This is a genomic window from Pseudomonas sp. GL-B-26, assembly GCF_019947405.1.
Lineage (GTDB): Bacteria > Pseudomonadota > Gammaproteobacteria > Pseudomonadales > Pseudomonadaceae > Aquipseudomonas.
The window spans coordinates 23,669-50,530 of sequence record NZ_JAGYGJ010000048.1 but is presented as its reverse complement, the minus strand read 5'-3'; the positions used below and the strand labels follow the sequence as shown (position 1 = coordinate 50,530).

The following is a 26,862-nucleotide window of genomic DNA, read 5'->3' as shown; positions in this document are numbered from 1 at the left end:
GTGTGTCATCCGACACATGTACTGGATGACACTCCGCTTTCGCGAGCAAGCCCGCTCCCACAAGGGGTTCGGTGGTGTATTTGAGTTGTTTATAGAATCAGGAGGACTCCGTCCCATGGCCGCATTTGCCCATTCCGTCGGCGCCCAGACCTATCGCTTCGAGAGCCTCAAGGAGGTCATGGCCAAGGCCAGTCCGGCGCGTTCCGGGGACTTTCTGGCCGGCGTCGCCGCCCTCAACGATGGTGAGCGTGTGGCCGCGCAGATGGCCCTCGCCAACATCCCGCTCAGCCACTTCCTGCAAGAAGTACTCATTCCTTACGAGGCCGATGAAGTCACCCGACTGATCATCGACACTCACGACAAACAAGCATTCGCCGCCGTCAGCCACCTCACCGTCGGCGGCTTTCGCGACTGGCTGCTCAGCGATGCAGCCGACGAACAGAGCCTGCGCGCCCTCGCGCCCGGCCTGACCCCGGAAATGGCCGCTGCCGTGTCGAAGATCATGCGCGTGCAGGATCTGGTGCTGGTGGCGCAAAAAATCCGTGTTGTAACAAAATTCCGCGGAACGATGGGTTTACGCGGCCGGTTATCCACACGCCTGCAACCCAATCACCCCACCGATGAACCGGCCGGCATCGCCGCGAGCATTTTGGATGGCCTGCTGTACGGCAACGGCGACGCGATGATCGGCATCAACCCGGCCACCGATAGCATCGCTTCCATCTGCGCCATGCTGGAAATGCTCGACGCGATCATCCAGCGCTACGAGATTCCAACCCAGGCCTGCGTGCTGACTCATGTCACCACGTCCATCGAGGCAATAAATCGCGGCGTTCCGCTGGACCTGGTGTTCCAGTCGATCGCCGGCACCGAGGCGGCCAACGCCAGTTTCGGTATCAACCTGAACGTGCTGCAGGAAGGCTACGACGCCGGTTTGAGCCTGAATCGCGGCACGCTGGGCCAGAATCTGATGTATTTCGAGACCGGCCAAGGCAGCGCCCTGTCAGCCAACGCCCACCACGGCATCGATCAACAGACCTGCGAAACCCGCGCCTACGCTGTGGCGCGACATTTCAAACCGTTCCTGGTGAACACCGTCGTAGGATTCATCGGCCCGGAATACCTCTACAACGGTAAACAGATCATCCGCGCCGGCCTCGAAGACCACTTCTGCGGCAAGCTCCTGGGCGTGCCCATGGGTTGCGACATCTGTTACACCAACCACGCCGAAGCCGACCAGGATGATATGGACACCCTGCTGACCCTGTTGGGCGTGGCCGGGATCAACTTCATCATGGGCATCCCCGGCTCCGATGACATCATGCTCAACTACCAGACCACCTCGTTCCACGACGCCCTTTACGCCCGTCAGACCCTGGGCCTGAAACCGGCGCCGGAATTCGAACAATGGCTGGCGAGAATGGGTATTTTCACCCAGGCGGACGGCAAGATTCACTTCGGCGACAGCCTGCCGCCGGCTTTCCGCCAAGCGATGGGGCAACTGGGATGAGTGTTGAAATGGATAAACCACCCGTTGACCCACAGAACCCGTTGCTGGAACTGCGTCGCCTGACGCCGGCGCGGATCGCCTTGGGTAGAACCGGCACCAGCATGCCGACCAGCGCGCAACTGGATTTCCAGTACGCCCACGCTCAGGCGCGGGATGCGGTGCACTTGCCGTTCGACCATGCGGGGCTCAGCTCACAACTGGCTGAACGCGGGCGCGCCAGTTTGCTGCTACACAGCGCCGCTACGGACCGGAACAGTTATTTGCAACGCCCCGATTTGGGGCGAAAGTTGAGTGAAGAGTCGGCTCAGGCACTGCGCGATTACGCATTGGCCAATCCCGGCGGTGTCGATTTGGCCATTGTCGTTGCTGACGGGTTGTCGGCGCTGGCCGTTCATCGCCATACCCTGCCGTTTCTGGCGCGGATGGAAGATCAGATTGTGAGCGACGGCTGGTCCGTCTCACCGGTCATTCTGGTGGAACAGGGCCGGGTCGCCGTAGCCGACGAGATCGGTGAACTGCTGGGTGCAAAAATGGTGGTGATCCTGATCGGCGAACGCCCTGGTCTCAGCTCCCCGGACAGCCTGGGGCTATATTTCACCTACAATCCAAAGGTCGGGCTGACGGACGCCTATCGCAACTGCATCTCCAATGTCCGGCTCGAAGGCCTGAGTTACGGCATGGCGGCACACCGTTTGCTGTATTTAATGCGCGAAGCCTGTCGGCGACAGTTGTCAGGGGTCAATCTGAAGGACGAGGCTCAAGTTCAGACACTCGAGTCGGACGCTGGAGCAGGCATGAAAGGTAATTTCCTACTGAGTTCGTCGGATGCCTGAACCGTTTCCGCATTGCGTTTCTGATCCAGTTTCAGGCAGGATCGAAACACGGCCGCCCGAGTGAGAACCGTTCGCCGTCACAGTACGTGAAGACAGCCACTTGAAGACGAGACCTACCATGCGGATTATTCAAGCGACCCTCGAACACCTGGACCTGTTGACCCCGTTGTTCGTCAAATATCGCGAGTTTTATGGCTCCCTGGCTTATCCGGACTCGTCCCGGGCGTTCCTTGAAAAGCGCCTGCGTCGCAAGGAGTCGGTGATCTACCTGGCCCTGGCCGATGACGACAGCAACAAACTGATGGGTTTCTGTCAGTTATATCCGAGCTTTTCGTCCCTTTCGCTTAAGCGCGTGTGGATTCTCAACGACATCTACGTCGCCGAAGAGGCCCGCCGCCAGTTGGTGGCCGACAACCTCATCCGCACCGCAAAGAAAATGGCCAAGGAAACCAACGCTGTACGCATGCGCGTTTCCACCAGCAGCAACAACGAAGTCGCGCGGAAAACCTACGAATCCATCGGGTTCAAGGAAGACACCGAGTTCAAGAACTACGTGTTGCCGATCAGCGACGAGCTCTGATCCGCATCGAACATTGTGGGAGCGAGCTTGCTCGCGATAGCTTCTCCTCGGGATGACTGATACACCGAGGTGCCTGAATCGCGAGCAAGCTCGCTCCCACAGGAATCGATTGCACCACTCCATCCGGTGTGGCTCCCTGGACATCCCCCGCTACAAACTCAACGCGATTTTCACCTGTCAGCCCGTATAATGCCGACCTTCCGGCTTGTAAGAAAAACTACACCCGTCTGTAGGCTTTCGCGAAGTCATCCGCACAGGCCTGCCGAGTCGGGCCGTCACCACAGGTGCTCTCCATGGATTTCAACCCGCTCGACATTATTCTGCATCTCGATGTGTACCTCGATTTGCTGGTAACCAACTACGGGCCATGGATTTACGCCATTTTGTTCCTGGTGATCTTCTGCGAAACCGGCTTGGTGGTGATGCCATTCCTGCCGGGCGATTCCCTGCTGTTCATCGCTGGCGCAGTTGCCGCCGGCGGCGGCATGGACCCGGTGCTGCTGGGTGGCCTGCTGATGCTGGCGGCAATCCTTGGCGACAGCACCAACTACCTGATCGGACGAACGGCGGGTGAGCGTTTGTTCAGTAACCCGAACTCGAAAATCTTCCGCCGCGACTACCTGCAGCAAACCCACGACTTCTACGATAAACACGGCGGCAAAACGGTGACGTTGGCGCGTTTCATGCCGATCATTCGCACCTTTGCACCGTTTGTCGCCGGCGTGGCCAAAATGCCCTACCCGCGTTTCTTCGCCTTCAGCGTCCTCGGCACTATTCTGTGGGTGGGTGGCCTGGTGACCCTCGGTTACTTCTTCGGCAACGTACCGTTCATCAAGCAAAACCTGTCGCTGCTGGTCGTGGGCATCATCCTGCTGTCGCTGGTGCCGATGATCATCGGCATGATCCGCAGTCGCCTTGCTAACGCCGCGTCCAAAGCCCAATCGCGCTGATTCACCATGTGGTCCCTTAGCGCCTGGCGTCGCCGGCGCACCTTGGCCAAACATCCGATTGCCGACGACATGTGGCAGCGGGTGCGCCATCACCTGAGTTTTCTCGATGGCCTCAGCGCCGCTGAAGACCGGTGGCTGCGTGAAGCCAGCGTGCTGTTCCTCCAGGACAAACATTTGACCGCCCTGCCCGGCGTCGAACTCCACCAGGAACAGCGCCTGCTGCTTGCCGCCCAGGCGCAATTGCCGTTGCTACACCTGGGCGATCTGAACTGGTATCAGGGTTTCCACGAAATCGTCCTCTACCCCGACGACTTTCTCAGCCCCCAGCGCCATCGCGATGCCAGCGGCGTCGAGCACGAATGGGACGGCGAACACAGCGGCGAAGCCTGGCAGCAAGGCCCGATCATCCTCGCGTGGCCCGGCGTGATGGCCAGCGGTGGCTGGGAAGGCTATAACCTGGTGATCCACGAACTCGCGCATAAACTCGACATGCTCAACGGCGACGCCAACGGCCTGCCGCCGCTGCACGCCGACATGCGGGTCAGCGACTGGGCCAAGGTCATGCAAGAGGCCTACGACGACCTTGATCGGCAACTGGATCGCAATCCCGACGCAGACACAACCATCGACCCGTACGCTGCGGAAAACCCGGCCGAATTCTTCGCGGTCACCAGCGAATATTTCTTCAGCGCCCCGGATTTGCTGCACGAGGCGTATCCTCAGGTCTATGAGCAGCTGAAGATGTTTTATCGTCAGGACCCTCTGGCCCGGCTGCGGCAACTTCTGGCCGAAGACCCGGTCTATCAGGCACACGACTAAGGTCTCTACGACCTCTGGTACATAGCAACGGCGGCGGAATATGCCTATAATCGCCGCCACTTTTTGGTCAATCCGGCCAAGTGTTTTTGGTCAACTAACGGGGGCACCGCCCAATGAGCTACAGCAAGATTCCGGCTGGCAAAGACCTGCCGAACGACATCTACGTCGCGATCGAGATTCCGGCCAACCACGCCCCGATCAAATACGAAATCGACAAAGACAGCGATTGCCTGTTCGTTGACCGTTTCATGGCCACCCCGATGTTCTACCCGGCCAACTACGGTTTCATCCCGAACACCCTGGCTGACGACGGTGACCCCCTCGACGTGCTGGTCGTGACCCCTTACCCGGTTGCTCCAGGTTCGGTTATCCGCGCCCGTCCAATCGGCATCCTGCACATGACCGACGACGGCGGCGGCGATGCCAAAGTCATCGCAGTGCCACACGACAAGCTGTCCCAGCTGTACGTCGACGTGAAGGAATGCAGCGACCTGCCACAGCTGCTGATCCAGCAGATCGAGCACTTCTTCGCGAACTACAAAGACCTCGAAAAAGGCAAATGGGTGAAAATCGAAGGTTGGGGCGACGCAGAAGCCGCTCGCACCGAGATCATGAAGTCGGTTGCTGCCTATAAAGGCTGATAGCCGTCTCTCACGAACGGCTGTAACGAAGAACCCCGGTTGATCCGGGGTTTTTTGTGGGCGTTTGAAAATCACCTTCAACAGCACATTTAACTGGCGGGCAAACCGGTTTTTTCTTGTTTAATTTTTACAAAAGACGTCTTACATCAGGACTTAAATTTCACGCCAGATTTGAACGTTTTGTTGAATCAAAGCCTTATGCCGCACGGCTAGACTCGTGTTTATGAAAAAGAACAAAACCTGCGGCCCACGATTCAGAATGCTCCTGAGAGAGCTACAAATCACGACAACGAGATTTGCCGAATTCCTGGGTATTTCCGACCCTCAAACTGTCCATAACTGGTATACCCGCGGAGTTCCTGACTACCGCATGGAAGATGTCGCCAGAAGACTGTCCGTGAACACTGAATGGCTGAAAACCGGCGAAGGACCGCAAGACGCCAGGGAATTGCATCTGATCGATGCCTCCGGCAATACCTTCGACGCCCAATCAATCCGGGGCACCTATCGGGTCATCGACCCAGTCGACATCGAACTACCCTTTTACAAAGAAGCGACCACTGCCCCCGGCTCCGACAAAACCCATGTCATCAAAGACCCCAGCGAATCGATCCGTCTGCCGCGCAGCGATCTTGACTCCCTGGAAATCAACCACGCCGATGCTATCTGCGCCCGCATGGTTGGCAACAGCATGGCCGAAAAAATTGAAGATGGCTCCATCGTCGCCATCGACCGCGGGCTCACGCAAATTGTCGACGGAGAGATTTACGCAATCGAGCACGACGGCATGTTGCGCATCAAATACCTGAGCCGGGTACCAGGCAACGCGATACGCATGCGCAGCCACAACAGCTCCGAATACCCGGATGAAGTTTTCAGACCTCCACAAATCGAAGAACAAAACATAAGGGTTCTGGGATGGGTGTTCTGGTGGTCGACCCTGAATAAACGCAGGCCACCCATACCTTTTCTGTAAACACATAACTGTGTAGCAGCTGGCGCAGCCCGCTGCTACACGTAACCGCAATCGCTCTAGGGCGCACGCCACGCTGGGAATTCTGCAAAAAAATCAGTATGCTGCGCCCCACATTTGCGCATCGACCCGCCTCGCGGCGTCAGATCGCACCGACAAGGCAGATGATTTTCTCGCCGAGTCCCACAGCCGGACGCAAGATCCGGGTGTACGTTTTGAAGGCTGGCGCGGTTTACCAAAAATGAACCAAGCCAGTCCCCGAGAAGCCGGCCACAAGCCGGCTTTTTAATGCCTGCGTTTTGAGTCAGCGTCACCATTCATGCAATTGGTCAGCAACCTGCTGACCAATTTAATAGTCTCAGCACTGCTGAGGCTATTTCCTCACGGATAACTAAACCCCTTAACCAACGTCAACTCCCCCACCGCCCGCATCGGCACCAGAAACGTTTCCATCTTCTCGTTCGGCGTCCCTTCCTCTGTAATCACCGTGACTTGCGCCGTCGTCAGCGGCTGAACTGCCTCCTCCTGCCCCTCATCATCACTGCGATACCCGCCCCCAAAGTAGTTCACATAGACGAGGTATTGGCCTTTGATCGGCGCCGGCATGGCGAAGATTTCCGGCCCATAGCCCGTCGTCACGTCAACATCGAGCGCAGCGCCATTGGGAGCAACGCGGTCGCCGTACCAGATGTGGGCACCGTCGGGGGTGATGAGGTGCAAGTCGAGGTCGGTGCCATCACTGTCCCAAGCCAGTAGCACCCGCAACTTCGCCGGAGTCGCCCCGCCGCTGGCGTTCAGGAATTGCGTGCGATGCCGTTGCTGGCCATCGGGGCTGCGGACTTCGACGCTGTTGCTGCCGTTGGGAAACGAGAACGGGCGATCAAAACGGCCGGCAGGATCAATCTTCAGCGGCATGCTGACGCCGTTGACGATCAACCGGCCCGGCTCACCGGACTTGGGCGTCGCGTTGATTTGCCCGGTGATGCGGGCGGTATTGGCTTGGCCGACTGGGGTGTTCACCGAGGAGGCCGGGTAGTTAACGATCTGGCGAAAGCTTTCGCCTTCGCCTTCAGGCGCGCCGGTGCGCCAGCCGCCAACGGGTGTGTCGAGTTTGGCGGCGCTTTCGGCGGCGAACGTCGTCGGCCATACGCAAAAGGAGCAGAGGAACAGGAAGACCTGTGGATAACGGAGTTTCATGGCCTATTCCAGCAAGAGGTGGCGGGCGAGCCCTTCGATGTAGGTTTCATCCTGGCCGTTGGGGTGTGCTTCGAAGGCCAGGTGCAGGTATTCGTGGGTCAGGTCGAGGCGGTCTTGCAGCGACAACACACCGCGCACGTAGATGCGCTGGCGTTCGCGGTCGACGTAGGGGCGGCCGAAGGCCAGGCGGCAGACGGCGAAGGTGCTGACTTCGTTGTAGCCAACCTCGCTTTCCAACCGCGGACGCCAGCCGCGGCGTTGGTTCAGCAGCCAGTCCTGCGCGGCGGGGAGTGCTTCGCAGGAAGCGACTGGATTGTCCCAGCGGCTGAGGCTGGCGCGAGGGTAGGCGTGGAGCAGAATGGCGTCGTAGCGTTGGCCAGCGTTGGCTTGTTCGACGGCTTGCTGCCAGGAGAGCTTGTCCGGGCCGGGCTGGTCGGAGTGGTAGGTGACGGTGCTGCCGGCGAGGACCAGGTCGCTGGTCCAGGCGGCGATGTTGCGTGATTCGGCGGTAGCTGGACGTGGCGCGACGCGTTGTCGGCTGCTGCTGTCGTCGATGCTCAGGCAGTTGCCGTTGCGGGTGGCGTTTTGCAGCAGGTACGTGCGGATCGCGATGGCCAGGGCTTTGGCGGCCTCGGCGGGTTCGGATCTGGCTTCGCGCTGGAGGACGCGGGCGACGTACTCTTCGCGGTCCAGACGGGCGATCAGTTTGTCTTTGACCAAAAACAGTTCGCCGTCGCTGTGGATATCGAGTTGATTGCCGTTGGTGAATTCGACGCGGTAGTCGCCTTGCAAGGGCCCGGATTCAACAACACGATCCCCCGCCAGAACGCGTCGGACGGGATAGCGTGAAAACAGCCCCACCTCGACACAGCGTCCCGCCTCCGAAGGCCAATCCACCGGCAACACCGAAGCCAACGCCCCACCGTAGTGACGCAAGACCATTTGACTGGTCCCACGTCCACCGGCCCAAATCGGCGTACCGTCCGCCGTCCACCCGGCAAAACCACCCTGACGCGACGAAGGGTCCTGATCCCCCAACCAGCTCCAGGTTTTCACCCGCAACCGGCCACCGAGTTCGCCCACAACATTGCCGTCAGCCGCATTCAATACCACATCCAGCAGCACCCGCCGCGCTTGATCCTGCGCCGGCATCACGGCCAGCATTCGCAGCAACTCAGTCACTGACACGCGCGTGGAAGGCTGCAACGAAGCCAAATCCAGTAACCACTCCGGTGCCTGCCGCGCCTGCCAATACGTGCGCCAGTCAGCGCGAGCAATGCCCAGCCGCTGCGGTTCAAAATACAAACCGCAAGACTTCACCAACGCCTGATCGCGCTCAATCTTGCCGCCCGCCGTGCAGCAATAAACTTCATCTTTCGACTGACCGCGACATTCGTAAGCTGGCTCATGGGCACCGGTATCCACCAGCCAGCCGTAGACAAACAACTTCCACACACTGCCCAGCGGAGTCTGCAAATCAGCCGGCAACGGCTCGCGCGCGATCACCTGAGTCCGGCTCAACGACAGCAACTCACCTTTAAAAGCCAGCCGCAGCGGCTCCTCCTGCGCTGTCGCCAGCGCAGGAATCAGACACAGCCACCACCAGAGCAAACGCCGGGTCATGTCAGTTGACCGTGACCTGGCCGAGCGCCGTTTTTTGCTCTTGCGCCTGATGCTGTGGCGCGTAGACCTGAGTGAAACGCACCGGCGGCAGGTTGAACTGGCCTTTCTGCGAGAAGCGCACCAGATGACGCAGACGCAACTCGCCACTCAAGGCGTCGACCGGAATCGCGTAAGCCATTTGTCCCGGCTCGAAACGCGCTTTCTCCAACGCGGACGGTTCGGTCCCTGCCTTGCCCATCAGCTTGATACCCCACGTGGTGCGCTCGACATCGGCGCCCGGTGGCAGCGGCACTTCAAGCATGCCGTAGCGCAGCGGTTTGGCCGCTTTGCTGGTGATGATCACTTCGTCCAGATACAGGCTGTCGCTGGACAACGGTTTGTTGCCGACCGCCTCCAGTTTGAAGGTGAAGGCTTCGTCGCCCGGCACCAGACGCGACAGGCGACGGGTGATGGTCACGGCCATCGGATCTACCAGCGGTTGCTTGGTCTGGAAACTCAAAGCCGCTCGCAACGGACGCTCTTGCGCACCGGTCAGCGACAGCACTGCTGGCACTGGCGAAGCCCCCTGCCACGTCCAATAAGTCTCCCCGGTATCACCGTATTTTTTCTTCCAGCCTTCACCCGGTGCCAGCGCGATGGTCGGCGAGGCCTGCTCGATGCTGCGTTGCAACCATGTCAGCGCCAACGCACGTTCCAGGGTCGATTGCTGTGGCAGCAAACGCTGCAACAACGCTACCGCGCGAGCCTGATCAAAGGCTTGCAGCGACAGGTTCAAGGCTTCGGCAAACGGCTGCGAACTGACCGCCAATCGTTGTTGCGCGTCTGGCAATTGACGACTGAATGCGTCCGGCAGAGTCACCTTCGATTGCTTCGCCAACGAGGCAGTCAATGCACGAGCAGCAGCCAGACCGAGCGCCGAATCCGGATCGCTCATGACGATGCTGTCTTCGCCATCGTCCATCAGGTTCGCCGCATTGCCCTCGCCCGCTTTCGACAGATCATCCATCAAACCGCTGAGCAAGGTGTTCACCGGCAATTGCATCTGTTTGGCGAACGACAGAATCAGCGCCCGCTGCAACAGCGGTGTGTTTTTGGCCTGCTTCGAATAAACCTCCAGCACCCGCTGCCAATGCTCCGGCGGCAGGCTCAACTCCAGCACTTTACTGGCGTGCCAGTCGGCGTAGTAAGCGTAAGCCGTGAGGAATGCATCCGGCTCACCGTCCATGCCCCACCAGGTGAAGCTCGCCGAAGGCCCGGCCATTTGCACCAGGCGTAGACGGCTGTTCTGCATGATCAGGCGCAAGCGATCACGGATCTGTGGGTTCGACGACAAGGTCGGATACGCGATGCTCAGCGGCAGCAAACGACTGGCCGTTTGTTCGACGCCGCCGTACGGATAACTCAACAGATCGTCGAGTGCCGAGCGGAACAGCGCTTGTGGACTGTCGTCCAGACGCAGGCGAATATCGCTCGCATCTGCCGGCAAAGTCAGCGGCGTATCACCGCTGGCCACGTCCAGGCTTTGGCTCTGGGTCACCTGCCAACCTTCGCCGGTCGCGATCAGCCGCACAGCCAATGCATCAGCCGTTTTGCCGTCCAGCACCAGCTCAGCTGTCCACTCGCCACTGGCCAACGCGAACGCTGGCAGCGCGATGTAGTTGATGCCGTTATTCAGCGTCATGGGGACGCGTTGTTCGGCGCCAGCGTAATGAATCACCAGCTCAGCCTTGACCGGTTTCTCGGCCTGACTGAAAGCGAACACACCCAGATCAGGTTTGTCGCCTGTGCGGAATTTGGTTGGCCCGCTCCACTTCAGGTACAGCGGTTTTTCCGAGCGTACGAATTGCTTTTTCTGCCCGACCTGACCGTCATCGGCGATGGCCCGGGCGGTGATGCGCCAGCGGGTCAGCGAGTCCGGCATCTTGAAGGTGAAACGGGTTTTGCCGTTGGCGTCGGTGAGCAATTCCGGCTGCCACGCGGCAGTGTCGACGTCTTCACGACGCGGCCGCTCCAGCACTTTCACGCCCCGCTCGCTACGGTTGGCTTTGCCCGGCGCGCCAGGGCTGCCCGGCAATGCCACGTCGTAGCTGATGAACGACAGACTGGCGCTGGTGCGCACGTTGTTGCGGCGCGGGTGGTAGAAAAACTGGTCGATGGTCGGCGCGACTTCCGGTTGCAACGCGTAGACCATTTCGTCCACCACGCTGACCGTCAGGTGCGCGGGAACAGGCTTGCCGGCGAATTGCGTGGTCAAGTCCACCGACACGGTATCGCCCGGCTGATACGACTCTTTGTCGGTGGCGATGGCCACGTCGATTTGCGGCGCGATCACCTTGATGCCGGCGTTCTGGAAGCTGTACTGACCGCCCTTGGTGTAAAGCACCGAGAACGTCAGGTTCGGCGCAAAATTGTCCTTCACCGGGATCCGCGCGCGGTATTGGGTTTCGCTGAGTTTTTCCATCTTCAGCCAGTCGCCGCCCTTGGACAGCAGCGCTGTGGCCTCGACCTTGTCGCGCTCCAGCGACAGCAGTGCATCGCTGATCGGCTCAGGGAACGTGATCAATGCGAGGGCTTCGTCGCCAGCCTTGTACTCGGGTTTATCTAGGACGATTTCCACGGTGCCCGGCACGGCTTTGACGCCGTCGCCAGTGACCGAATGACCGGTGGCTCCCACCACGCGACCATGGTCATCCTTCAACGTCAGGTTGTAAGTACCCGGACGGTCGAAGGCCAAGGTGAAGCCTTTATCTTTCGCGGCGAGCTTGCCTTCGCCGGTGCTCTGGTCTTCCAGGCGCACCCAACTGTAGCTGCTTGGCGTGACTGCTTTACTTTGCTCGCTGCCGCCTTCATTCAAATAACTGAACGCAACCTTGTCACCCACCGCACTGAACCGCTGAGGCGCATGCAGGCTGAAACTCGCCGCGCCGCGGTCAATGAGGATTTCCTTGGTGGTCTTGACCCGATACGCCGCGCCGTCGCTGGCGAACACGGTGAGCATGTAGCGACTCGGCTTCTCGGCAGCCGGCAGATCCAGCGTCGCGTTGCCCTTGGAATCGGTGGTCAGTTCGGTGCTGGTCAACTCAACCGGGAATTGCCCGAGGTATTGCAGTTCGTTGTCGACCATCGACAGTTGTTGGGCGCGCAGGCTCAGGCTCAACTTGGCGTTGGCCACCGGTTTACCGTCCGGGTACAGCAGCACGAGGCTGCCCTTCACCGGTTCGCCGGTGCGGTAGTCCTGCTTGGCCAGGTTCAGGGAAATCTCGAAGTGCGGCTTGATGTATTCGGCGACGCGGAAGGCGCTGCTGTAGGCCTGATCCTTGTAGCTGAAACGCAGCTCGTAACCGCCCGCCACAGCGTTGTCCGGCAACTGGAACCGACCTTGAGTGCCCGCCTTGGAATCGAGTTTCAGCGCCAGCGATTGCAGCGCCGTGCCGGTGGCATCGAGCACGGTCACGTTGACGTCGGCCGCAGTCGGCAGCACAGAGTCGCGGGCGTTCTTGAACTCACGACCGACGATTTTCAGCGACACCCAATCCCCCGGCCGATACAGCGGCCGGTCGGTGAAGGCATAGAGTTTGGTGTCGTAGATTTCGCTGTCGTAATAGAAGTTTTCGGAGACAAACACCCCGCCCTCTTCGTCCTCGCCGATCACGAACGAACGCTCGGGGCTGACGTGTTTCAGTCGCAGCAAACCATCGGCATCGGTGGCGCCACTGCTCATCACGCCGAGGCCATCGGTCCACAGCACATTCACCTTCGGCACCGAACTGCCTTGGTGTTTGCGCGCGGCCCATACCAGCAGTTCATCACCGGCAATCTTGCTCACGGCCACGGTGTTGGAGACGAAGACCATGGTGGTCGCACGGTACTTGCCGATCAGCGCTTCCACCAGGTACAGACCCGGTTTCAGGTTGCCCAAAGGAATGTAAACGTTGCCCGGCGAGACACTGACGAACTCGCTGGAAGAACCGGCCAGGTTAACGCCTTCCGGCGGCTGGATCGGTTTTGCTTGCCACAGCGGATAGCGGAATTGGCTGACCACCGGCAAGCCCGGAATCAGCGCGAATTGCGGCTGAGCGTCGTAAGGCGTTGGCGCGGCCATCGCGGCGCCCATCTTCAGTTCCGGGACTTCCTCGGTGACTTGTTTGCGCGATTCGTAGGAGAACGCTCGCTGCATCACGCGACGGGATTTGCGATACCAGTTGTCCCACAAATACGCGAGGGTGTTCGACAGGCCTTCGCCCTTGAACTGGCCGTCGCTGACCACGCGGTGCAGGTTCTTTTGGCGCTTGAGAAAATCCAGCGGCTTGTCGATGCGGTACACGCGAATGTCGGCGCCGCCGTAAGGCTCCATGCGGAACCGACGGTAGTCGCGGCCGGGCGCTTCGAGGCGAACCATCGCCTGTTCGTCGCTGGCAAAACTGCTGTCGGCCAGCAGGAAAAAGCTTTCACCGGCCACCGGCGTGTAGCCGCTTGGCTCGACGGTGTCTTCGGCGTTGACCTCCGAAAAAGGCAACACTAAGACCAACAGCAGAGGCAGAAAACGCAGCATGCGGGCACCGATCATTGGGAGAGAAAGTTCAGTCGATAGACGCCGATGAAGTTGGGGTTGGCTGCGTCGGGTATCCATCGGGTGTCCTTCCATGTCATGAGTTGCTGCAGGCTTGCGGAGCGCATGCCGTTGTCAGTCGGGGTGGTGGTGCCGGTGTGATAGGCGATGTAACGGCCCATCCAGATCATCAGGTGCTGGTCGTCGCCCTGATCGAAAAACATCAGGTCACCGGGCCGGGCTTGCGCCAGATCGCGGCCGACCAAATGGCTGTTGAACTGAATCAGTTTGATCGCGTTGACGTACGGCCCGACCTTGCCGCCGCCCTGCTGCCATTGCTGGGCGAGGCCGCGTTGGGCCTCGCTCAGTTGCAGTTCCGGCGGCAGGTAGCGGTTGGACAGGCCATTGCTGCGCAGCCATTTGTCGTCATGAACTTTCAGCGCTTCGTTGGCGGCGAAACGGACCAGGCCCGCGCAGTCCTGTTGATACCAGCGCGGGCTCGGACCTTGGGTCAGTTGTTCCTGGGCGATGCGCACGAACCAGGCGCGGAACACCTGGGATTGCTGCACGTCCAGCGGCGGCGCCTCAGTGGCAAATGCCCGGGTGCCCAGCAGCAACGCCAGCAAGCCGAGGCCTCGGATGAGTGCTGTCACAGGGCTTTCCATTCCAGCGGCAGCCATTGCCAGTGGCCATCGGGTTCGCTGCCTTCGGGCAAGGTCAGGGCGTATTTGCCGTAGCCGCCGAGCTTGCGCAGTTTCGGGATCAGGTAGGTTTGCGCAGCGTTGTAAAACACCGGTTCCATGTCCTGCGGCAGGCTGTCGAGGGTTTCCTGTTGCATCAGTTGCGCCATCGAATCCGGGCCGAAGTAGACCGGCATCAGCAGGTCTTTCGGCACCACGTCGGCCATCGGCGGGAAGCGTTTGTCGAGAGTACCGAGGGCCTTGTCCACGAGCTTGTCGTCGAGGGAAAACAGCAGCGTCGAACCGTGGCGCGCCAAGCTGACTTTCATGAACGCCTTCCCGGTGATCGCATCCGGTTGCTCGGCGTCTTTGGCCTTGTAAGGGCCGAAGTTGGAGCTGACCTGGCGCTGCCATTGGTGGGTTGGGCCTTCCTGTTTCTCGACCACCGGGAATGCGTGCTCTTCGACGTTGCCTTCGTAGGCACCGACCATCGAGCTGAACAGGTTGCCCAGGTCGCCGTCGAGTTTGGCGCTGTCATCATCGTTCAGGCTGGCCACCAACAGCGGCGTGTACAACCGCGAATCGGCGTACCAGCACAGGCCGGCGGCACCGGCCATGTGTTCGGTCAGGGCCTGGGCCACTGTTTCTTCGGCGCCGAGTTTTACCAGCAATGGTTTCTGTTGTTCGGCGGCGAGCGGCAGCGCCACACAGGCGCTGGCGCCCATCGGCATGGCTTGCCAGATCGGTTTGAAATCGAAGTCCGGCTGGTCGTCCAGTTCGTCCATGGCGAGGAAGCTGTGCCAGCCCTTGTCGTCCATGTCGAAGCGCAGGCCGGCGAAGTTCGGGATGAAACGCTGGTATCCCATGGCCAGGACGCTGGAATTCACCGACAGGCGTTGTTTCACCTCGGGCGTGCGCGGTGGCAGGCCGAAGGCTTCGGGGAACAGTTTGTCGCCATTGAGCAACGCGGCGATGGCCTTGGTCGAAACGCTGCCTGGCTCTTCCGATGAGCCGCTTTCCGCATCGTAGAGTTTGGTCGGGTTCGACAGCACCACCAGTTTGTCGCCGTGGGAGGCGAACACCAGGGCTTTGCTGGCGTTGTAGTTGAGTTGATAGAGCGCCACATCGTCAGCGCCGACTTTCACGTCACCGAGCTTGGTCAACTGCGAATCATCCAGCGCGACTTTGGCCAAAGGCTCCAGCACCTTGGCCAGCCCACCGCGATCCATCACCAGCAAAAAGTCTTTCAGGCGACCATCCGCCCCACGCCACAACGCCACGTCTGCCGGTTGATCGAAGAGCTGCTCGATCAAACTGTCCTGCAACTTCAGGTCATGTTCGTAAATAATCCGCCGCAGACTGCCGATCAAGCCGAGGCGATCGGCATGCGCTTCGTAATAGAAGACGAAATCTTCGGTCAGGGTTTCCTTGAGGAACGGCACCGCCAGCAAGTCCTTGGGCAACTGGCTCAAGGAATGGGTTTCGAGCAGACCGTCCGGCCGGCTCATGCCCAGTTTGTCGCTGACCAACGCCGCCGGGGGCGCCTTGGGTTTGTGCATGAACCAGCCCAACCCGGCCGCAACGCCGACCACCAGGCACAGCCCGATCAGGACGGCTGGCCAGCGCCGGGAAGGTTTGGCAGCCGGTGCGTCAGCGGCCGGAGAAACAGTGTTATCGCTCATGTTCACAAAACCCGATGTCATCCGTGGAGCGGGATGCTTAATAGTTGAAAGTCTTGACCAGCAGCAGGTCACCGATGGCCCGCAGGGGCACGATGAAGGTCTCGCGTTTTTCGTCGACGGTGTTTTCGTTGAGCACCAGGTTGATCTGCGAGGTGATCACCTCGTTCTGGTTGCTGGTCTCATCGAAGTTATAGCCGCCACTGCCGAAGTTGCCCCAATAGTTCACGTAAACCAGATAGGTGCCATGCATCGGCGCGGTCATGGTGAACATTTCCGGGCCGGGGCCATCGACGCCGTCCGGATCCAGACCGCCGCCGTTGCTCATCGCCGGGCGAGCCCAGAACGCGTGTTGGCCGTCGGGGGTAATGATGTGCAGGTCGAGTTCGGCTTTCGGGTCATCCCAACCCAGCACCACGCGAATCCGCGCCGGGGTACGCAGGTTGTTGGCTTCATAGAATTGAACGCGCTTGAGCGATTTGCCTTCGGAGCTGCGCACTTCGACGCTGTTGGAGCCGGCGCCAAATGCATACGGCCGGGCGAAACGTCCCTGGTCGTCGGTGTACAGATTCAGCGGATTGCCGTTGACGGCCAGGGTGTGCGGCCCTCGCTGAGTGCCGATGGCCTTGAGTTGGCCCTGGATCATGGTGCGATTGCGCTGCACACCGCGATCAATGGGTGGCGTGGGATAAGCGACTTGAGGATGTTCACTGCGGTCCAGCAGGCCGGAATAACGCCAGCCACCCACCGGTTCCGACACCTCGGCCGAAGGCTCGGCCAACGCCGCGGTCGCGCAGACGAGCCCCATCAGCAATAGAAGAAATGAACGCATGTGACGCCTCCTGCCATGCATAACGAAACCTTGCGCCCGATCCTCGGCGCGTTACAGATCCAAAAACTGCGTTTCGTCAGAAAGACCCATGACTATCGGGTCGTAGAAGGCGCGAAGATTAGCCATTCGGCGGTTTTTTAACAATCGGATACATCTATATTTGCGGCAGGAATCACGGTGATTGTTGGGCGTGAGCCGAATAGCGAGGTTATTCGGCTCATAAAGTGAGCCGAATAATCCCCATCACTTTCAGACGCGACATCCCTTTGTGGCGAGGGAGCTTGCTCCCGCCGGCCGGTCCGCGCTCGGGCGAAGCAGTCGCAAACCGCCGAATATGAGAATTTTAACGAAATGCGGCGTCTGGTTTAGGGACGCTTCGCGCCCCAGCGGGAGCAAGCTCCCTCGCCACAGAAACCGCGTTCGCCCCGAAACACAATGGCCGAAACACCCGGCCCATTTGCCCATAACCCCCATGTCTGCTAGTGTCGCGCCGGTTTAACGTCAACCGGAAATAGCCGCCATGGCCCGCAAAAAAGCTGCACTGGATTTCGAACAATCTCTCGCTGACCTGCAAACGCTGGTGGAGCGTCTGGAGAACGGCGAATTGTCGCTGGAAGACTCGCTGACGGCTTTCGAGCAAGGCATCGGTCTGACCCGCGATTGCCAGGCGGCGCTGGCCCAGGCCGAGCAAAAGGTTCAAGTGCTGCTCGAGCGTGATGGCGAGCTGGCCGAGGAACCCTTCGACGCGGATCAGCCAGAATGATTGCAGCGTATTCGGCGACCAGCCAGGCCCGCGTCAACGCTGCACTGGAAACCCTGTTCAACGCGCCGAGCCCTGAGCTCGCGCGTCTGTACGAGGCCATGCGCTACAGCGTGATGAATGGCGGCAAACGGGTTCGCCCGCTGCTGGCCTACGCCGCGTGCGAAGCGCTGGGCGGCAAGGCCGAGCAAGCCAACGGCGCGGCGTGCGCGGTGGAGCTGATACACGCTTATTCCCTGGTGCATGACGATTTGCCGGCCATGGACGACGACGATCTGCGTCGCGGCCAGCCGACCACTCACAAAAAATTCGATGAAGCTTGCGCGATTCTGGCCGGCGATGGCTTGCAGAGCCTGGCCTTCAGCGCCCTGCTCGACCCTCGCCTGAGCAACTCAGACGCGGAAACTCGTCTGCAAATGGTCAGCGCTCTCGCATTGGCCGCGGGCCCGGCCGGCATGGTCGGCGGTCAGGCCATCGACCTCGGTTCGGTCGGTCTGAAGCTCGATCAAAAAGCCCTCGAAACCATGCACCGGCACAAGACCGGCGCGTTGATCGAGGTCAGCGTCAAACTCGGCGCCCTGGCCAGTGGTCGTGCCGAGAAAGACGAACTGAAGTCTTTGCAGACTTATGCGCAGGCCATCGGCCTGGCGTTCCAGGTGCAGGACGACATTCTCGACGTCGAAAGCGATACCGAAACCCTCGGCAAACGCCAAGGCGCCGACATCGCACGCGACAAGCCGACCTACCCGGCCCTGCTCGGTCTCGACGCTGCCAAGGCCTACGCCCTGGAACTGCGCGATCAAGCCTTGCACGCGCTGCGACCGTTTGACGCGGCGGCCGAGCCGTTGCGCGACCTGGCCCGCTACATCGTCGACCGGCGCAGCTGACGGCGTATCCGCCAAGTTAAAACCAACGCGTGGGCAGGGGGCGATGCATCAGGTAAACTGCCGCATCTTTTATACCTATAACGATTCGCCTGATGCCCACGACGTTTCATGAGATTCCCCGCAAGCGCCCGACCACGCCCCTGCTCGACCGTGCCAACACGCCGGACGGCCTGCGCCGGTTAGGCGAAGCCGAGCTGGAAACCCTGGCCGATGAGTTGCGCCTGGAATTGCTCTACACGGTCGGTCAGACCGGCGGGCATTTCGGTGCCGGCCTGGGCGTCATCGAATTGACCATCGCGTTGCATTACGTCTTCGACACCCCGGACGACCGGCTGGTGTGGGACGTGGGTCATCAGGCCTATCCGCACAAGATCCTCACCGGCCGTCGCGGGCGCATGGGCACCCTGCGCCAGAAGGACGGCGTCGCGGCCTTCCCGCGTCGCTCCGAGAGCGAGTACGACACCTTTGGCGTCGGCCACTCCAGCACGTCGATCAGCGCAGCGCTGGGCATGGCCATTGCCGCCCGCCTGCAGAACAGTGATCGCAAGGCGATCGCCGTGATCGGCGATGGCGCACTGACCGCCGGCATGGCCTTCGAGGCGCTGAACCATGCGCCGGAAGTGGACGCCAACATGCTGGTGATCCTCAACGACAACGACATGTCGATCTCGCGCAACGTTGGCGGGCTGTCGAATTATCTGGCGAAGATCCTTTCCAGCCGCACTTACGCAAGCATGCGTGAAGGCAGCAAAAAGGTCCTGTCGCGCCTGCCCGGCGCTTGGGAAATCGCCCGTCGCACCGAAGAATACGCCAAAGGCATGCTGGTTCCCGGCACGCTGTTTGAAGAGCTGGGCTGGAACTACATCGGCCCGATCGATGGCCACGACCTGCCGACCCTGATCGCCACCTTGCGCAACATGCGCGATCTGAAAGGCCCGCAGTTCCTGCACGTCGTCACCAAGAAAGGCAAAGGCTTCGCCCCGGCGGAAGTCGACCCGATCGGTTACCACGCGATCACCAAACTTGAACCGCTGGACGCTCCGGCCGCCGCGCCGAAGAAAGCTGGCGGGCCGAAGTATTCCGGTGTGTTCGGTGAATGGCTGTGCGACATGGCCGCGTCTGATCCGCGTTTGGTGGGCATCACTCCCGCGATGAAAGAAGGCTCCGATCTGGTGGCCTTCAGCGAGCGTTTCCCGCTGCGCTATTTCGATGTGGCGATTGCCGAACAACACGCCGTGACCCTCGCTGCCGGCATGGCCTGCGAAGGCGCGAAACCGGTGGTGGCGATTTATTCGACGTTCCTGCAACGTGGCTACGACCAATTGATTCATGACGTCGCGGTGCAAAACCTCGACGTGCTGTTCGCCATCGACCGCGCGGGCCTGGTGGGCGAAGACGGCCCGACTCACGCGGGTAGCTTCGATCTTTCGTTCCTGCGCTGCATCCCCGGCATGCTGGTGATGACCCCGAGCGACGAGAACGAACTGCGCAAAATGCTCACCACCGGCCACTTGTTCAACGGCCCGGCGGCGGTGCGTTATCCGCGCGGCTCTGGCCCGAACGCGACGATCGAGAAAGACCTCGAACCGATCGAAATCGGCAAGGGTGTGGTTCGTCGTCAGGGCAGCAAAGTCGCCCTGCTGGTGTTCGGCGTGCAACTGGCCGAGGCGCTGAAAGTCGCCGAGACGCTGGATGCAACCGTGGTCGACATGCGCTTCGTCAAACCGCTCGATGAAGCACTGGTTCGCGACATCGCCGGCAGCCATGAGCTGCTGGTGACTATCGAAGAGAACGCGATCATGGGCGGTGCCGGTGGCGCCGTCAGCGAATTTCTCGCCCGCGAAAACATCCTCAAGTCGATGCTGCACCTGGGCTTGCCGGACAGTTACGTCGAGCACGCCAAGCCTGCGCAAATGCTGGCCGAGTGCGGGTTGGATGAGGCCGGGATCGAGGCTTCGGTGCGTGAGCGCCTGCAACTGCTGAGCATCTAAATCTCAGACTTATGCAAAACCCCTTGTGGGAGCGGGCTTGCTCGCGAATGCGGTGTGTCAGTCGGCATCAATGTTGACTGACACACCGCATTCGCGAGCAAGTCGGATCGCCGCACCGCCGCTCCCACATTTGATTTGTGTTCGCTCTAACGCGTCGATGGATTACCGATGAAACTGTCCCGCCTCGCCCTGACGCTGACCCTGCTGCCGGCCGGCCAACTGCTGGCCGACACCTTCGAACGCGACCAGGCCCTGAAACTTCCCGACGTGCTGATCAGCGCCAACCGTCAGGTCGAAGCGCGCAATGACAGCAGCGCCGCCAACACCGTGTTCACCCGCGAAGACATTGATCGTCTGCAACCGAGCAGCGTGACTGACTTGCTGCGTCGTGTGCCGGGTGTGCAGGTCGGACAAACCGGCGGGCGCGGAAGTCTGCCGGGGATTTACATTCGCGGTACCAAGTCGGCCCAAAGCCTGGTGCTGGTCGACGGCCAGCGCATCGGCAACTCCACCTCGGGCGACAGCAACCTGCAACACATCAACATCGAACAGGTCGAGCGCGTGGAAGTGTTGCGCGGTTCCCGCTCGGTGATTTATGGCAGCGATGCGATTGGCGGGGTGATCCAGATCTTCACTCGTCGTGGCGGCGAACCCGGCCTGCAACCGCGAATGCACGTGGGCTTTGGCAGCAACCAGACCTGGGAACGCAGCCTCGGGCTGTCCGGCGGCGACGAGCAGACCCGATTCAACCTCGGCGCCAGCCTCGATGAAAGCGCCGGAATCAATCGCACCCACGAGTCCTATCCCAGTGACGACGATCATGACGAATACCGCAACAAATCGGTGAGCTTGAGCCTGAGTCACGCCCTCACTGATGACATCGAAATCGGCGCCAACCTGCTGGATAACCGTGGCAAAAGTGAGTTCGACAATCCGTTCGGCCGCTTCGACATGGACACGTTCGAGACAGTCCAGCAGCAGCCCTACAGCGACTTCGCGGTGAGCAGTCTCAGCAGTTACGTCGATGCGCGTATCAATGACCTGTGGAAAACCCGCGCCGAGTTCGGCCACAGTGAAAACCGCGAGAAGACCCTCGACAAGCTCAGCGACGAACGCAGTGTGTTCAACACGTATCGCGACTCGGTGAACTGGCAGAACGACCTGACCCTCGATGAGCGCAACAGCCTGATCCTCGGCGGCGACTGGTATGAGGACCGGATCAACAGCAACACGCCATTCGACGAGGACAGCCGCTGGAACCGTGCGGCGTTCATTCAGCATCATTACCAGGCGGACAGCTTCTCCACCGAACTGGGTCTGCGCCGGGATCAGAACCAGCAGTTCGGCGGCCAGAACAGCTGGAGCGGCACCTTCACCCTGCCGCTGAATCCGGACAACGATGTGCTGCTGACCTACAGCGAAGGCTTCCGCGCGCCGACGTTCAATGACCTGTATTACCCCGATTTCAGTAATCCCGATCTGAAACCCGAGACGTCGAAAAGCTATGAGCTGCAATGGCGCAGTCAACTGACCGACACCGCTCGCCTGGAAGCTTCTCTGTACCGGACGGACCTGGAAGACGCGATTATTTTCGGCAGCAACTCACGGCCGCAGAACGTCGCCTCGGCACGCATCAATGGTTTCGAAGCGGCATTGAAACAGGAACTGCTCGGCTGGCAGAGCAATCTCGGCGTAGCGATCATCGACCCGCGCGATCGTGACAGTGGGCACACCCTGGCTCGGCGCGCGCGGCGGACCTTGAGCCTGGATCTGGATCGACAGTTTGACCAACTAGGGCTCGGCGCCAGCTGGCAAGCGGTGAGCAGCAGCTATGACGATGAGAACAATCAGCAGCCATTGGGCGGGTACGCGTTGCTGGGGTTGCGCAGCAGCTGGGAATTGAATCGTGAGGTCAAGCTTGAGCTGAAGGTCGATAACTTGCTGGACAAGGGTTATAGCCGGGCGCTGTACAGCCATGATGGCAGTCAGTATGGGTATCGTGAAGAAGGTCGGGCGTGGATGTTTGGGGTGACGTGGACGCCGGAACTCTGAGCGATCAGCGTGAAGGCGCGATCAACTGGCACAACTTTGTGGTCGCTTCGATCATCTGCCCACTCGGCCGCTCCAGACCTTTATCCGTCACCAACAGCAATTGCCCCTGCGCCACCGCCGTCACCTGCGGCCAGGCTTTCCACGCATCGAGTTGCGCCTGATCGCTGGCCAGAATCACTTCTGGATTACGCTGCAACACCGCCTCAATACTGACCTGCGGCGCCGGCAACGCCAGGTCGGAAAACACATTGCGCGCCCCGCACACCTCAAGCGCATCGCTGATGATCTGCCCGCCGCCAACGGTGTACAGCGGCCGATCCCAGACCTGATAAAACACCCGCAATGGCACATCCCGACGATAACGCTGGCGTAGCGAATCCAGTCGCTGACGCAAATTTTCAGCCAATGAAACGCCTCGCTCCGGTCGGCCGAGCTGTGAGGCAATCGCCTCAATCTGCGCAGTGAGTTGATCGAGATTGTGGGGTTCGGCAACGTAGGTCGGGAGATTCAACCGCTTGAGCTGTTCACGCTGGGCCGGGCCAACGCTGCCGGGCCAGAGCAACAGCAGATCGGGTTTGAGACTGAGCAACTGCTCCATGTCCAGCTGACCGTAGCGGCCAACCGAAGGAAGGTTTTTGAGCTCGGCCGGACGCTCACCGGCATCCAGCACACCCACCAGCAGGTCGGCTGAACCCAGTTCAATAACGATTTCAGTGAGAGAAGGCGCGAGGCTGACAACGCGTTCGACCGCAGCCGCCGGGCCACTGACGGCCAGCAGCAAAACCGCCAGCCAGACGGGTCGCATCAGCCGAGTTGACGCGGGATACGGTAGAGGTAAAACAGCACCAGGGTCGACAGCGACAGCAGCATCAACGGCACGGCTTCGAGGCCGACGAATACTGCCAGCGCACCGATCCAGGCCGGCAGGCTGGCAGCCAGGAACGCCGTGCGACGCTTGGCCGCCAGGGCGATCCAGGCAGCTGGTTCTTCAGGGGTGTCGAGGGCTTTTTGAGTGGCGATCAGCGCGTGTTTGTAGCCGCCAAAGAATTTCAGGCTGACAAACATCGACGCCACACCCGCGATGAACAACGGCATCGCCAGCACCGGCAGGATCGCCTCGCTCTGGCCAAATACGCCGTTGATCACGAACAGCGGCACCAAGGCCAGCGCCAGGTATTGCCACCAATTGACGGACAGTCGCCGCCGAACCTGACCGCGGGTCACGCCCGGTCTGCCTCACCCTGGTGCTCGTTGCCCATCATGTGGTCGAGCTTGCTGGCCTTGGTGGCCAGGTAGAGTTTGTTATGCGGGTTATGGCCGGTGTGCAGCGGCACGCGCTCGGCGACCACGATGCCCATGTCGGTCAAGGCTTTGACCTTGCGTGGGTTGTTGGTCATCAGACGCAGGGACTTCACGCCCAGGTGCTCCAGCATCGGCAGGCACATGGCGTAGTCACGCTGATCGGCGGCAAAGCCCAGACGCTCGTTGGCTTCAACGGTATCGGCGCCGCCATCCTGCAATTCATAGGCGCGGATCTTGTTCAGCAGGCCAATGCCGCGACCTTCCTGACGCAAGTACAGCAACACGCCACGACCCTCACGGGCGATGGCCTGCAAGGCTGCTTCAAGTTGCGAGCCGCAATCGCAACGCTGGCTGAACAAGGCATCGCCGGTCAGGCATTCGGAGTGCAACCGGCCGAGTACCGGGGCACCGTCGACGAACTCACCCAGGCTCAGCACAACGTGCTCGCGCCCGTTTTCTTCATCGAGAAAGCCGTGCATGGTGAATTGCGCAAAAGGCGTTGGCAGCTTGGAAGCGGCGACAAAAACGACAGGCACCGGTGTGCTCCTGATCAATAAGTACTGGAGATTCGCAGACGCGGCATTGTAACAGCACGTTCCGACAGACGCTTAGGCTGAATTATGGGGCATAACAATCAAAAAGTTAGATATCGGCCCTGCTGTCGACCGTGTGGGAGCGGGCTTGCTCGCGAATGCGGTATGTCAGCCGGCATGAATGTTAACTGATACACCGCATTCGCGAGCAAGCCCGCTCCCACATTGACCGTGTTCAGTTTGAGTCGAACGGATAGGGTTGTTTCCAGCGCTCGAAGATCGGTTTCAGCTGACCGCTTTTCACCAATTGCTCCATACGCTGATCGAACAGGGCCATCAGCGTTCGGGCCTTGGGGGTCTTGGCAAAGCACAGATACAGCGGTAATTCAGCGATGTGGGTACGACGGAACTGCGACGGATCCTTGGCCCACCTGAGGACATAGTCGACCTCGGTCAGCGCGTCGATGTAATAGTCGGCGCGGTTGCGGGTCAACATCGACAAAATCCCGGTACGCCGCATGACTTCGTTATAGCGGCGTACGTTGGGCAGGTAATCCTGAAAGTCGTAGCCACGGACCCAGGCCAGTCGATAGTTGCCCAGGGTTTCCGGGGTCGGTGCGGGGTTGCTGGCCAGGCCCAAGGCATAGATGTGATCGGTATCGAAGTTCCAGCGCGGATAGAGCAGATCGCTGGACCCATCAAGATAGGAGCCGACACAGGCATCCACTTCGCCGCGCTGGGCCAGGCCCATGGAACGCACGTACGGTTCGCTGCGGATGTCCAGTTTGACCCCCGCCGGCTCGAAGACTTCCCGCAATACATCCCAGCCCAAACCGTGGCCATCGGCGGCGGTGTAGTCTTCCCAGTCTTCGCTGGCCAGATGAATCACCGACGGCGTCGTGCCCTCGTCACTCGCCTGGGTGAGTGAGCAAAACATCGCGAAAATCATCACAGCCAACCAGCGTCGAGCCATCCCTAGTCCCCAGTTTCGCCCGTCAGGCAAAAATCCATACCAGTCCCTGCATCGCCAACCACGCAAACACCCCGGCCAATACGTCATCGAGCATGATCCCGACGCCGCCATGCACATGCCGGTCGATCCAGCGAATCGGCCACGGCTTGAGGATGTCGAAGAAGCGGAACATCAGAAACCCCGCCAGCAACCAGTACCAACCTTCCGGCACCAGCCATAAGGTGATCCACATCCCGACCATTTCGTCCCAGACGATGCCTTCATGGTCGTGCACCCGCAAATCGTCGGCGACCTTGCCGCACAGCCAGAAGCCGAACAGCATGGTGATGCCAAGCATCAGCCAGTAACCCCAATCGGGCAGCATCTGCCACAACGGGATAAAGGGTAGCGCAACCAACGAACCCCAAGTGCCCGGTGCTTTTGGCAAGGTGCCCGAGCCGAAGCCGAACGCCAGGAAATGCCACGGATTGCGCCAGACCGAAGGCGGTACGAATTCCGCCGGGACCTGTTTGGGATGATCTGTCACGGTGTCTCCCGAAAATGTTGATAGCCCCGGGTTTGCGGGGTGATGTCTTGTCCATCGGCGTCCAGCAGCACCACGCCCTGCCCCGTCACAACACGGCCGACCACATGGATCGGCCAGCCGTCGCTCAACAATTGCGGCAACTCGACGGACGGCAAGGTAAAGGCCAACACGTAATCATCACCACCGCTCAGGGCCGCTTTTTCGGCACCCGACTGGCCGAGGAAGGCGACTAAAGCTTTCGACAATGGCAGCGTGTCCCGTTCAACCTGAATGCCGACCTGTGACGCGAGGGCAATATGCCCGCAGTCCGCGAGCAGGCCGTCGGAGATGTCCAGCGCCGAGGTGGCTTTACCGCGCAGCGCCATTCCCAACCCAAGCTGCGGCTGCGGCGACCAGTAATGTGCCAGCAGCGGATCGGCGATGGCGGCTTCAGCCGTCCGCTGACCGAGCACCAGCGGTAATGCCCCCGCCGCGTTGCCAAGTTCACCGCCAACGCACAGCAAGTCGCCTGGCTGCGCACCGCTGCGGGTCAACGCCAAACCTGCCGGCACACGACCGAACACGGTCATTGTCAGGCTCAATGGTCCACGGGTGGTATCACCGCCCACCAGCGCCACACCACAGCGCTGCGCCATGATGTTCAAACCACGGGCGTAGGCGTCCAGCCAATCGGCGGTCACCGTCGGCAAGGTCAGGGCAAGGGTAAAGGCAACGGGAGTGGCGCCCATGGCAGCCAGATCGCTGACGGCCACGGCCAGCGAGCGCTGACCAAGCAGAAACGGGTCGCAAGGATCTGCGAAATGCACACCGGCAACCAGCGTGTCGGTGGAAATGGCCAACTGCTCCCCGGGGGGAACAGCCAGCAAGGCGCAGTCATCGCCAATCCCAAGGGCAACGCCTTCGCCGCCTTGCGCACAGGGCGCGGCGGCGAAGAAATTGCGGATCAGCTCAAACTCGCCCATTGGCAGCAAC

Annotated in this window: 23 protein-coding genes; 11 read left to right on the top strand and 12 right to left on the bottom strand. The window is 60.5% G+C overall.

The window, feature by feature from the left end; genetic code table 11:
- Positions 1-115: 115 nt before the first annotated feature.
- The 7 genes from KGB23_RS24745 to KGB23_RS24715 all read left to right on the top strand — a co-directional run bounded on the left by KGB23_RS24745 (position 116) and on the right by KGB23_RS24715 (position 6,309).
- Entirely contained in the window at positions 116-1,510 is a 1,395-nt protein-coding gene (locus tag KGB23_RS24745; RefSeq protein WP_223432941.1) for an ethanolamine ammonia-lyase subunit EutB, read from the top strand.
- Between the two features lie 8 nt (positions 1,511-1,518).
- Positions 1,519-2,343, top strand: a complete 825-nt coding sequence (gene eutC / locus KGB23_RS24740) for an ethanolamine ammonia-lyase subunit EutC (RefSeq protein WP_223432940.1) — start codon at positions 1,519-1,521, stop codon at positions 2,341-2,343.
- A gap of 118 nt (positions 2,344-2,461) precedes the next feature.
- Positions 2,462-2,923 (top strand): GNAT family N-acetyltransferase, encoded by a 462-nt coding sequence (locus KGB23_RS24735; RefSeq protein WP_008153569.1) that lies wholly within the window; start codon positions 2,462-2,464, stop codon positions 2,921-2,923.
- Positions 2,924-3,216: 293 nt separating this feature from the next.
- Positions 3,217-3,873 (top strand): DedA family protein, encoded by a 657-nt coding sequence (locus KGB23_RS24730; protein ID WP_223432939.1) that lies wholly within the window; start codon positions 3,217-3,219, stop codon positions 3,871-3,873.
- A gap of 6 nt (positions 3,874-3,879) precedes the next feature.
- The gene (locus KGB23_RS24725) at positions 3,880-4,692 is read left to right on the top strand and encodes a zinc-dependent peptidase (protein WP_223432938.1); all 813 of its coding nucleotides are present in this window, start codon (positions 3,880-3,882) and stop codon (positions 4,690-4,692) included.
- 113 nt (positions 4,693-4,805) lie between these two features.
- Positions 4,806-5,333: an inorganic diphosphatase gene (ppa, locus tag KGB23_RS24720; protein WP_095130801.1), complete on the top strand. Its 528-nt coding sequence runs from the start codon at positions 4,806-4,808 to the stop codon at positions 5,331-5,333.
- 223 nt (positions 5,334-5,556) lie between these two features.
- Positions 5,557-6,309 (top strand): S24 family peptidase, encoded by a 753-nt coding sequence (locus KGB23_RS24715; protein WP_223432937.1) that lies wholly within the window; start codon positions 5,557-5,559, stop codon positions 6,307-6,309.
- Between the two features lie 378 nt (positions 6,310-6,687).
- Here KGB23_RS24715 and KGB23_RS24710 read toward each other — a convergent pair whose 3' ends face one another.
- Genes KGB23_RS24710 through KGB23_RS24685 form a run of 6 tightly spaced genes read right to left on the bottom strand, consistent with a single transcriptional unit; the run spans position 6,688 to position 16,866 of the window.
- Positions 6,688-7,503, bottom strand: a complete 816-nt coding sequence (locus tag KGB23_RS24710; protein ID WP_223432936.1) for a YfaP family protein — start codon at positions 7,501-7,503, stop codon at positions 6,688-6,690.
- Between the two features lie 3 nt (positions 7,504-7,506).
- A complete protein-coding gene (locus KGB23_RS24705; RefSeq protein WP_223432935.1) occupies positions 7,507-9,126 on the bottom strand; it encodes a DUF2300 domain-containing protein in 1,620 nt (539 codons plus the stop codon).
- A 1-nt stretch (position 9,127) separates the two neighbouring features.
- Positions 9,128-13,693 carry an alpha-2-macroglobulin family protein gene (locus tag KGB23_RS24700; RefSeq protein WP_223432934.1) on the bottom strand — a complete coding sequence of 1,522 codons (4,566 nt, stop codon included), beginning with the start codon at positions 13,691-13,693 and terminating at the stop codon, positions 9,128-9,130.
- Entirely contained in the window at positions 13,690-14,340 is a 651-nt protein-coding gene (locus KGB23_RS24695; protein ID WP_095131398.1) for a DUF1175 domain-containing protein, read from the bottom strand. Before KGB23_RS24695 ends, KGB23_RS24700 begins: the two co-directional genes overlap by 4 nt.
- Positions 14,325-16,037 carry a DUF2138 domain-containing protein gene (locus KGB23_RS24690; protein WP_223432933.1) on the bottom strand — a complete coding sequence of 571 codons (1,713 nt, stop codon included), beginning with the start codon at positions 16,035-16,037 and terminating at the stop codon, positions 14,325-14,327. The genes KGB23_RS24695 and KGB23_RS24690 overlap by 16 nt, the downstream gene beginning before the upstream one ends.
- 37 nt (positions 16,038-16,074) lie before the next feature.
- Entirely contained in the window at positions 16,075-16,866 is a 792-nt protein-coding gene (locus KGB23_RS24685; RefSeq protein ID WP_223432932.1) for a YfaP family protein, read from the bottom strand.
- Between the two features lie 520 nt (positions 16,867-17,386).
- On the opposite strand from KGB23_RS24685, the gene KGB23_RS24680 reads away from it, so the two are divergent.
- From KGB23_RS24680 to KGB23_RS24665, 4 genes are all read left to right on the top strand, one after another.
- A complete protein-coding gene (locus KGB23_RS24680; protein ID WP_007894317.1) occupies positions 17,387-17,629 on the top strand; it encodes an exodeoxyribonuclease VII small subunit in 243 nt (80 codons plus the stop codon).
- Positions 17,626-18,513: a (2E,6E)-farnesyl diphosphate synthase gene (gene ispA, locus KGB23_RS24675; protein WP_223432931.1), complete on the top strand. Its 888-nt coding sequence runs from the start codon at positions 17,626-17,628 to the stop codon at positions 18,511-18,513. Before KGB23_RS24680 ends, ispA begins: the two co-directional genes overlap by 4 nt.
- Positions 18,514-18,605: 92 nt before the next feature.
- Complete coding sequence (dxs, locus tag KGB23_RS24670; RefSeq protein ID WP_223432930.1) at positions 18,606-20,504, top strand: 1-deoxy-D-xylulose-5-phosphate synthase; 1,899 nt, start codon at positions 18,606-18,608, stop codon at positions 20,502-20,504.
- A 168-nt stretch (positions 20,505-20,672) separates the two neighbouring features.
- Entirely contained in the window at positions 20,673-22,556 is a 1,884-nt protein-coding gene (locus tag KGB23_RS24665) for a TonB-dependent receptor domain-containing protein (RefSeq protein WP_223432929.1), read from the top strand.
- A gap of 4 nt (positions 22,557-22,560) precedes the next feature.
- Here KGB23_RS24665 and KGB23_RS24660 read toward each other — a convergent pair whose 3' ends face one another.
- The 6 genes from KGB23_RS24660 to thiL form a co-directional block, all read right to left on the bottom strand.
- Positions 22,561-23,361, bottom strand: a complete 801-nt coding sequence (locus tag KGB23_RS24660; protein ID WP_223432928.1) for a cobalamin-binding protein — start codon at positions 23,359-23,361, stop codon at positions 22,561-22,563.
- A complete protein-coding gene (locus tag KGB23_RS24655; protein WP_223432927.1) occupies positions 23,361-23,780 on the bottom strand; it encodes an MFS transporter in 420 nt (139 codons plus the stop codon). Before KGB23_RS24655 ends, KGB23_RS24660 begins: the two co-directional genes overlap by 1 nt.
- Positions 23,777-24,394, bottom strand: a complete 618-nt coding sequence (gene ribA / locus KGB23_RS24650) for a GTP cyclohydrolase II (RefSeq protein ID WP_033059420.1) — start codon at positions 24,392-24,394, stop codon at positions 23,777-23,779. The genes KGB23_RS24655 and ribA overlap by 4 nt, the downstream gene beginning before the upstream one ends.
- 232 nt (positions 24,395-24,626) lie before the next feature.
- Positions 24,627-25,364 (bottom strand): substrate-binding periplasmic protein, encoded by a 738-nt coding sequence (locus KGB23_RS24645; protein ID WP_223432926.1) that lies wholly within the window; start codon positions 25,362-25,364, stop codon positions 24,627-24,629.
- 22 nt (positions 25,365-25,386) lie between these two features.
- A complete protein-coding gene (locus KGB23_RS24640; protein WP_003228639.1) occupies positions 25,387-25,890 on the bottom strand; it encodes a phosphatidylglycerophosphatase A in 504 nt (167 codons plus the stop codon).
- Positions 25,887-26,852: a thiamine-phosphate kinase gene (thiL, locus tag KGB23_RS24635; RefSeq protein ID WP_223432925.1), complete on the bottom strand. Its 966-nt coding sequence runs from the start codon at positions 26,850-26,852 to the stop codon at positions 25,887-25,889. Before thiL ends, KGB23_RS24640 begins: the two co-directional genes overlap by 4 nt.
- Positions 26,853-26,862: the final 10 nt, after the last annotated feature.

Coding starts and splice junctions, on each gene's coding strand:
- KGB23_RS24745 (WP_223432941.1), top strand. CDS start 116: ATGGCCGCATTTGCCCATTCCGTCGGCGCCCAGACCTATCGCTTCGAG.
- eutC (WP_223432940.1), top strand. CDS start 1,519: ATGGATAAACCACCCGTTGACCCACAGAACCCGTTGCTGGAACTGCGT.
- KGB23_RS24735 (WP_008153569.1), top strand. CDS start 2,462: ATGCGGATTATTCAAGCGACCCTCGAACACCTGGACCTGTTGACCCCG.
- KGB23_RS24730 (WP_223432939.1), top strand. CDS start 3,217: ATGGATTTCAACCCGCTCGACATTATTCTGCATCTCGATGTGTACCTC.
- KGB23_RS24725 (WP_223432938.1), top strand. CDS start 3,880: ATGTGGTCCCTTAGCGCCTGGCGTCGCCGGCGCACCTTGGCCAAACAT.
- ppa (WP_095130801.1), top strand. CDS start 4,806: ATGAGCTACAGCAAGATTCCGGCTGGCAAAGACCTGCCGAACGACATC.
- KGB23_RS24715 (WP_223432937.1), top strand. CDS start 5,557: ATGAAAAAGAACAAAACCTGCGGCCCACGATTCAGAATGCTCCTGAGA.
- KGB23_RS24710 (WP_223432936.1), bottom strand. CDS start 7,503: ATGAAACTCCGTTATCCACAGGTCTTCCTGTTCCTCTGCTCCTTTTGC.
- KGB23_RS24705 (WP_223432935.1), bottom strand. CDS start 9,126: ATGACCCGGCGTTTGCTCTGGTGGTGGCTGTGTCTGATTCCTGCGCTG.
- KGB23_RS24700 (WP_223432934.1), bottom strand. CDS start 13,693: ATGATCGGTGCCCGCATGCTGCGTTTTCTGCCTCTGCTGTTGGTCTTA.
- KGB23_RS24695 (WP_095131398.1), bottom strand. CDS start 14,340: ATGGAAAGCCCTGTGACAGCACTCATCCGAGGCCTCGGCTTGCTGGCG.
- KGB23_RS24690 (WP_223432933.1), bottom strand. CDS start 16,037: ATGAGCGATAACACTGTTTCTCCGGCCGCTGACGCACCGGCTGCCAAA.
- KGB23_RS24685 (WP_223432932.1), bottom strand. CDS start 16,866: ATGCGTTCATTTCTTCTATTGCTGATGGGGCTCGTCTGCGCGACCGCG.
- KGB23_RS24680 (WP_007894317.1), top strand. CDS start 17,387: ATGGCCCGCAAAAAAGCTGCACTGGATTTCGAACAATCTCTCGCTGAC.
- ispA (WP_223432931.1), top strand. CDS start 17,626: ATGATTGCAGCGTATTCGGCGACCAGCCAGGCCCGCGTCAACGCTGCA.
- dxs (WP_223432930.1), top strand. CDS start 18,606: ATGCCCACGACGTTTCATGAGATTCCCCGCAAGCGCCCGACCACGCCC.
- KGB23_RS24665 (WP_223432929.1), top strand. CDS start 20,673: ATGAAACTGTCCCGCCTCGCCCTGACGCTGACCCTGCTGCCGGCCGGC.
- KGB23_RS24660 (WP_223432928.1), bottom strand. CDS start 23,361: ATGCGACCCGTCTGGCTGGCGGTTTTGCTGCTGGCCGTCAGTGGCCCG.
- KGB23_RS24645 (WP_223432926.1), bottom strand. CDS start 25,364: ATGGCTCGACGCTGGTTGGCTGTGATGATTTTCGCGATGTTTTGCTCA.
- thiL (WP_223432925.1), bottom strand. CDS start 26,852: ATGGGCGAGTTTGAGCTGATCCGCAATTTCTTCGCCGCCGCGCCCTGT.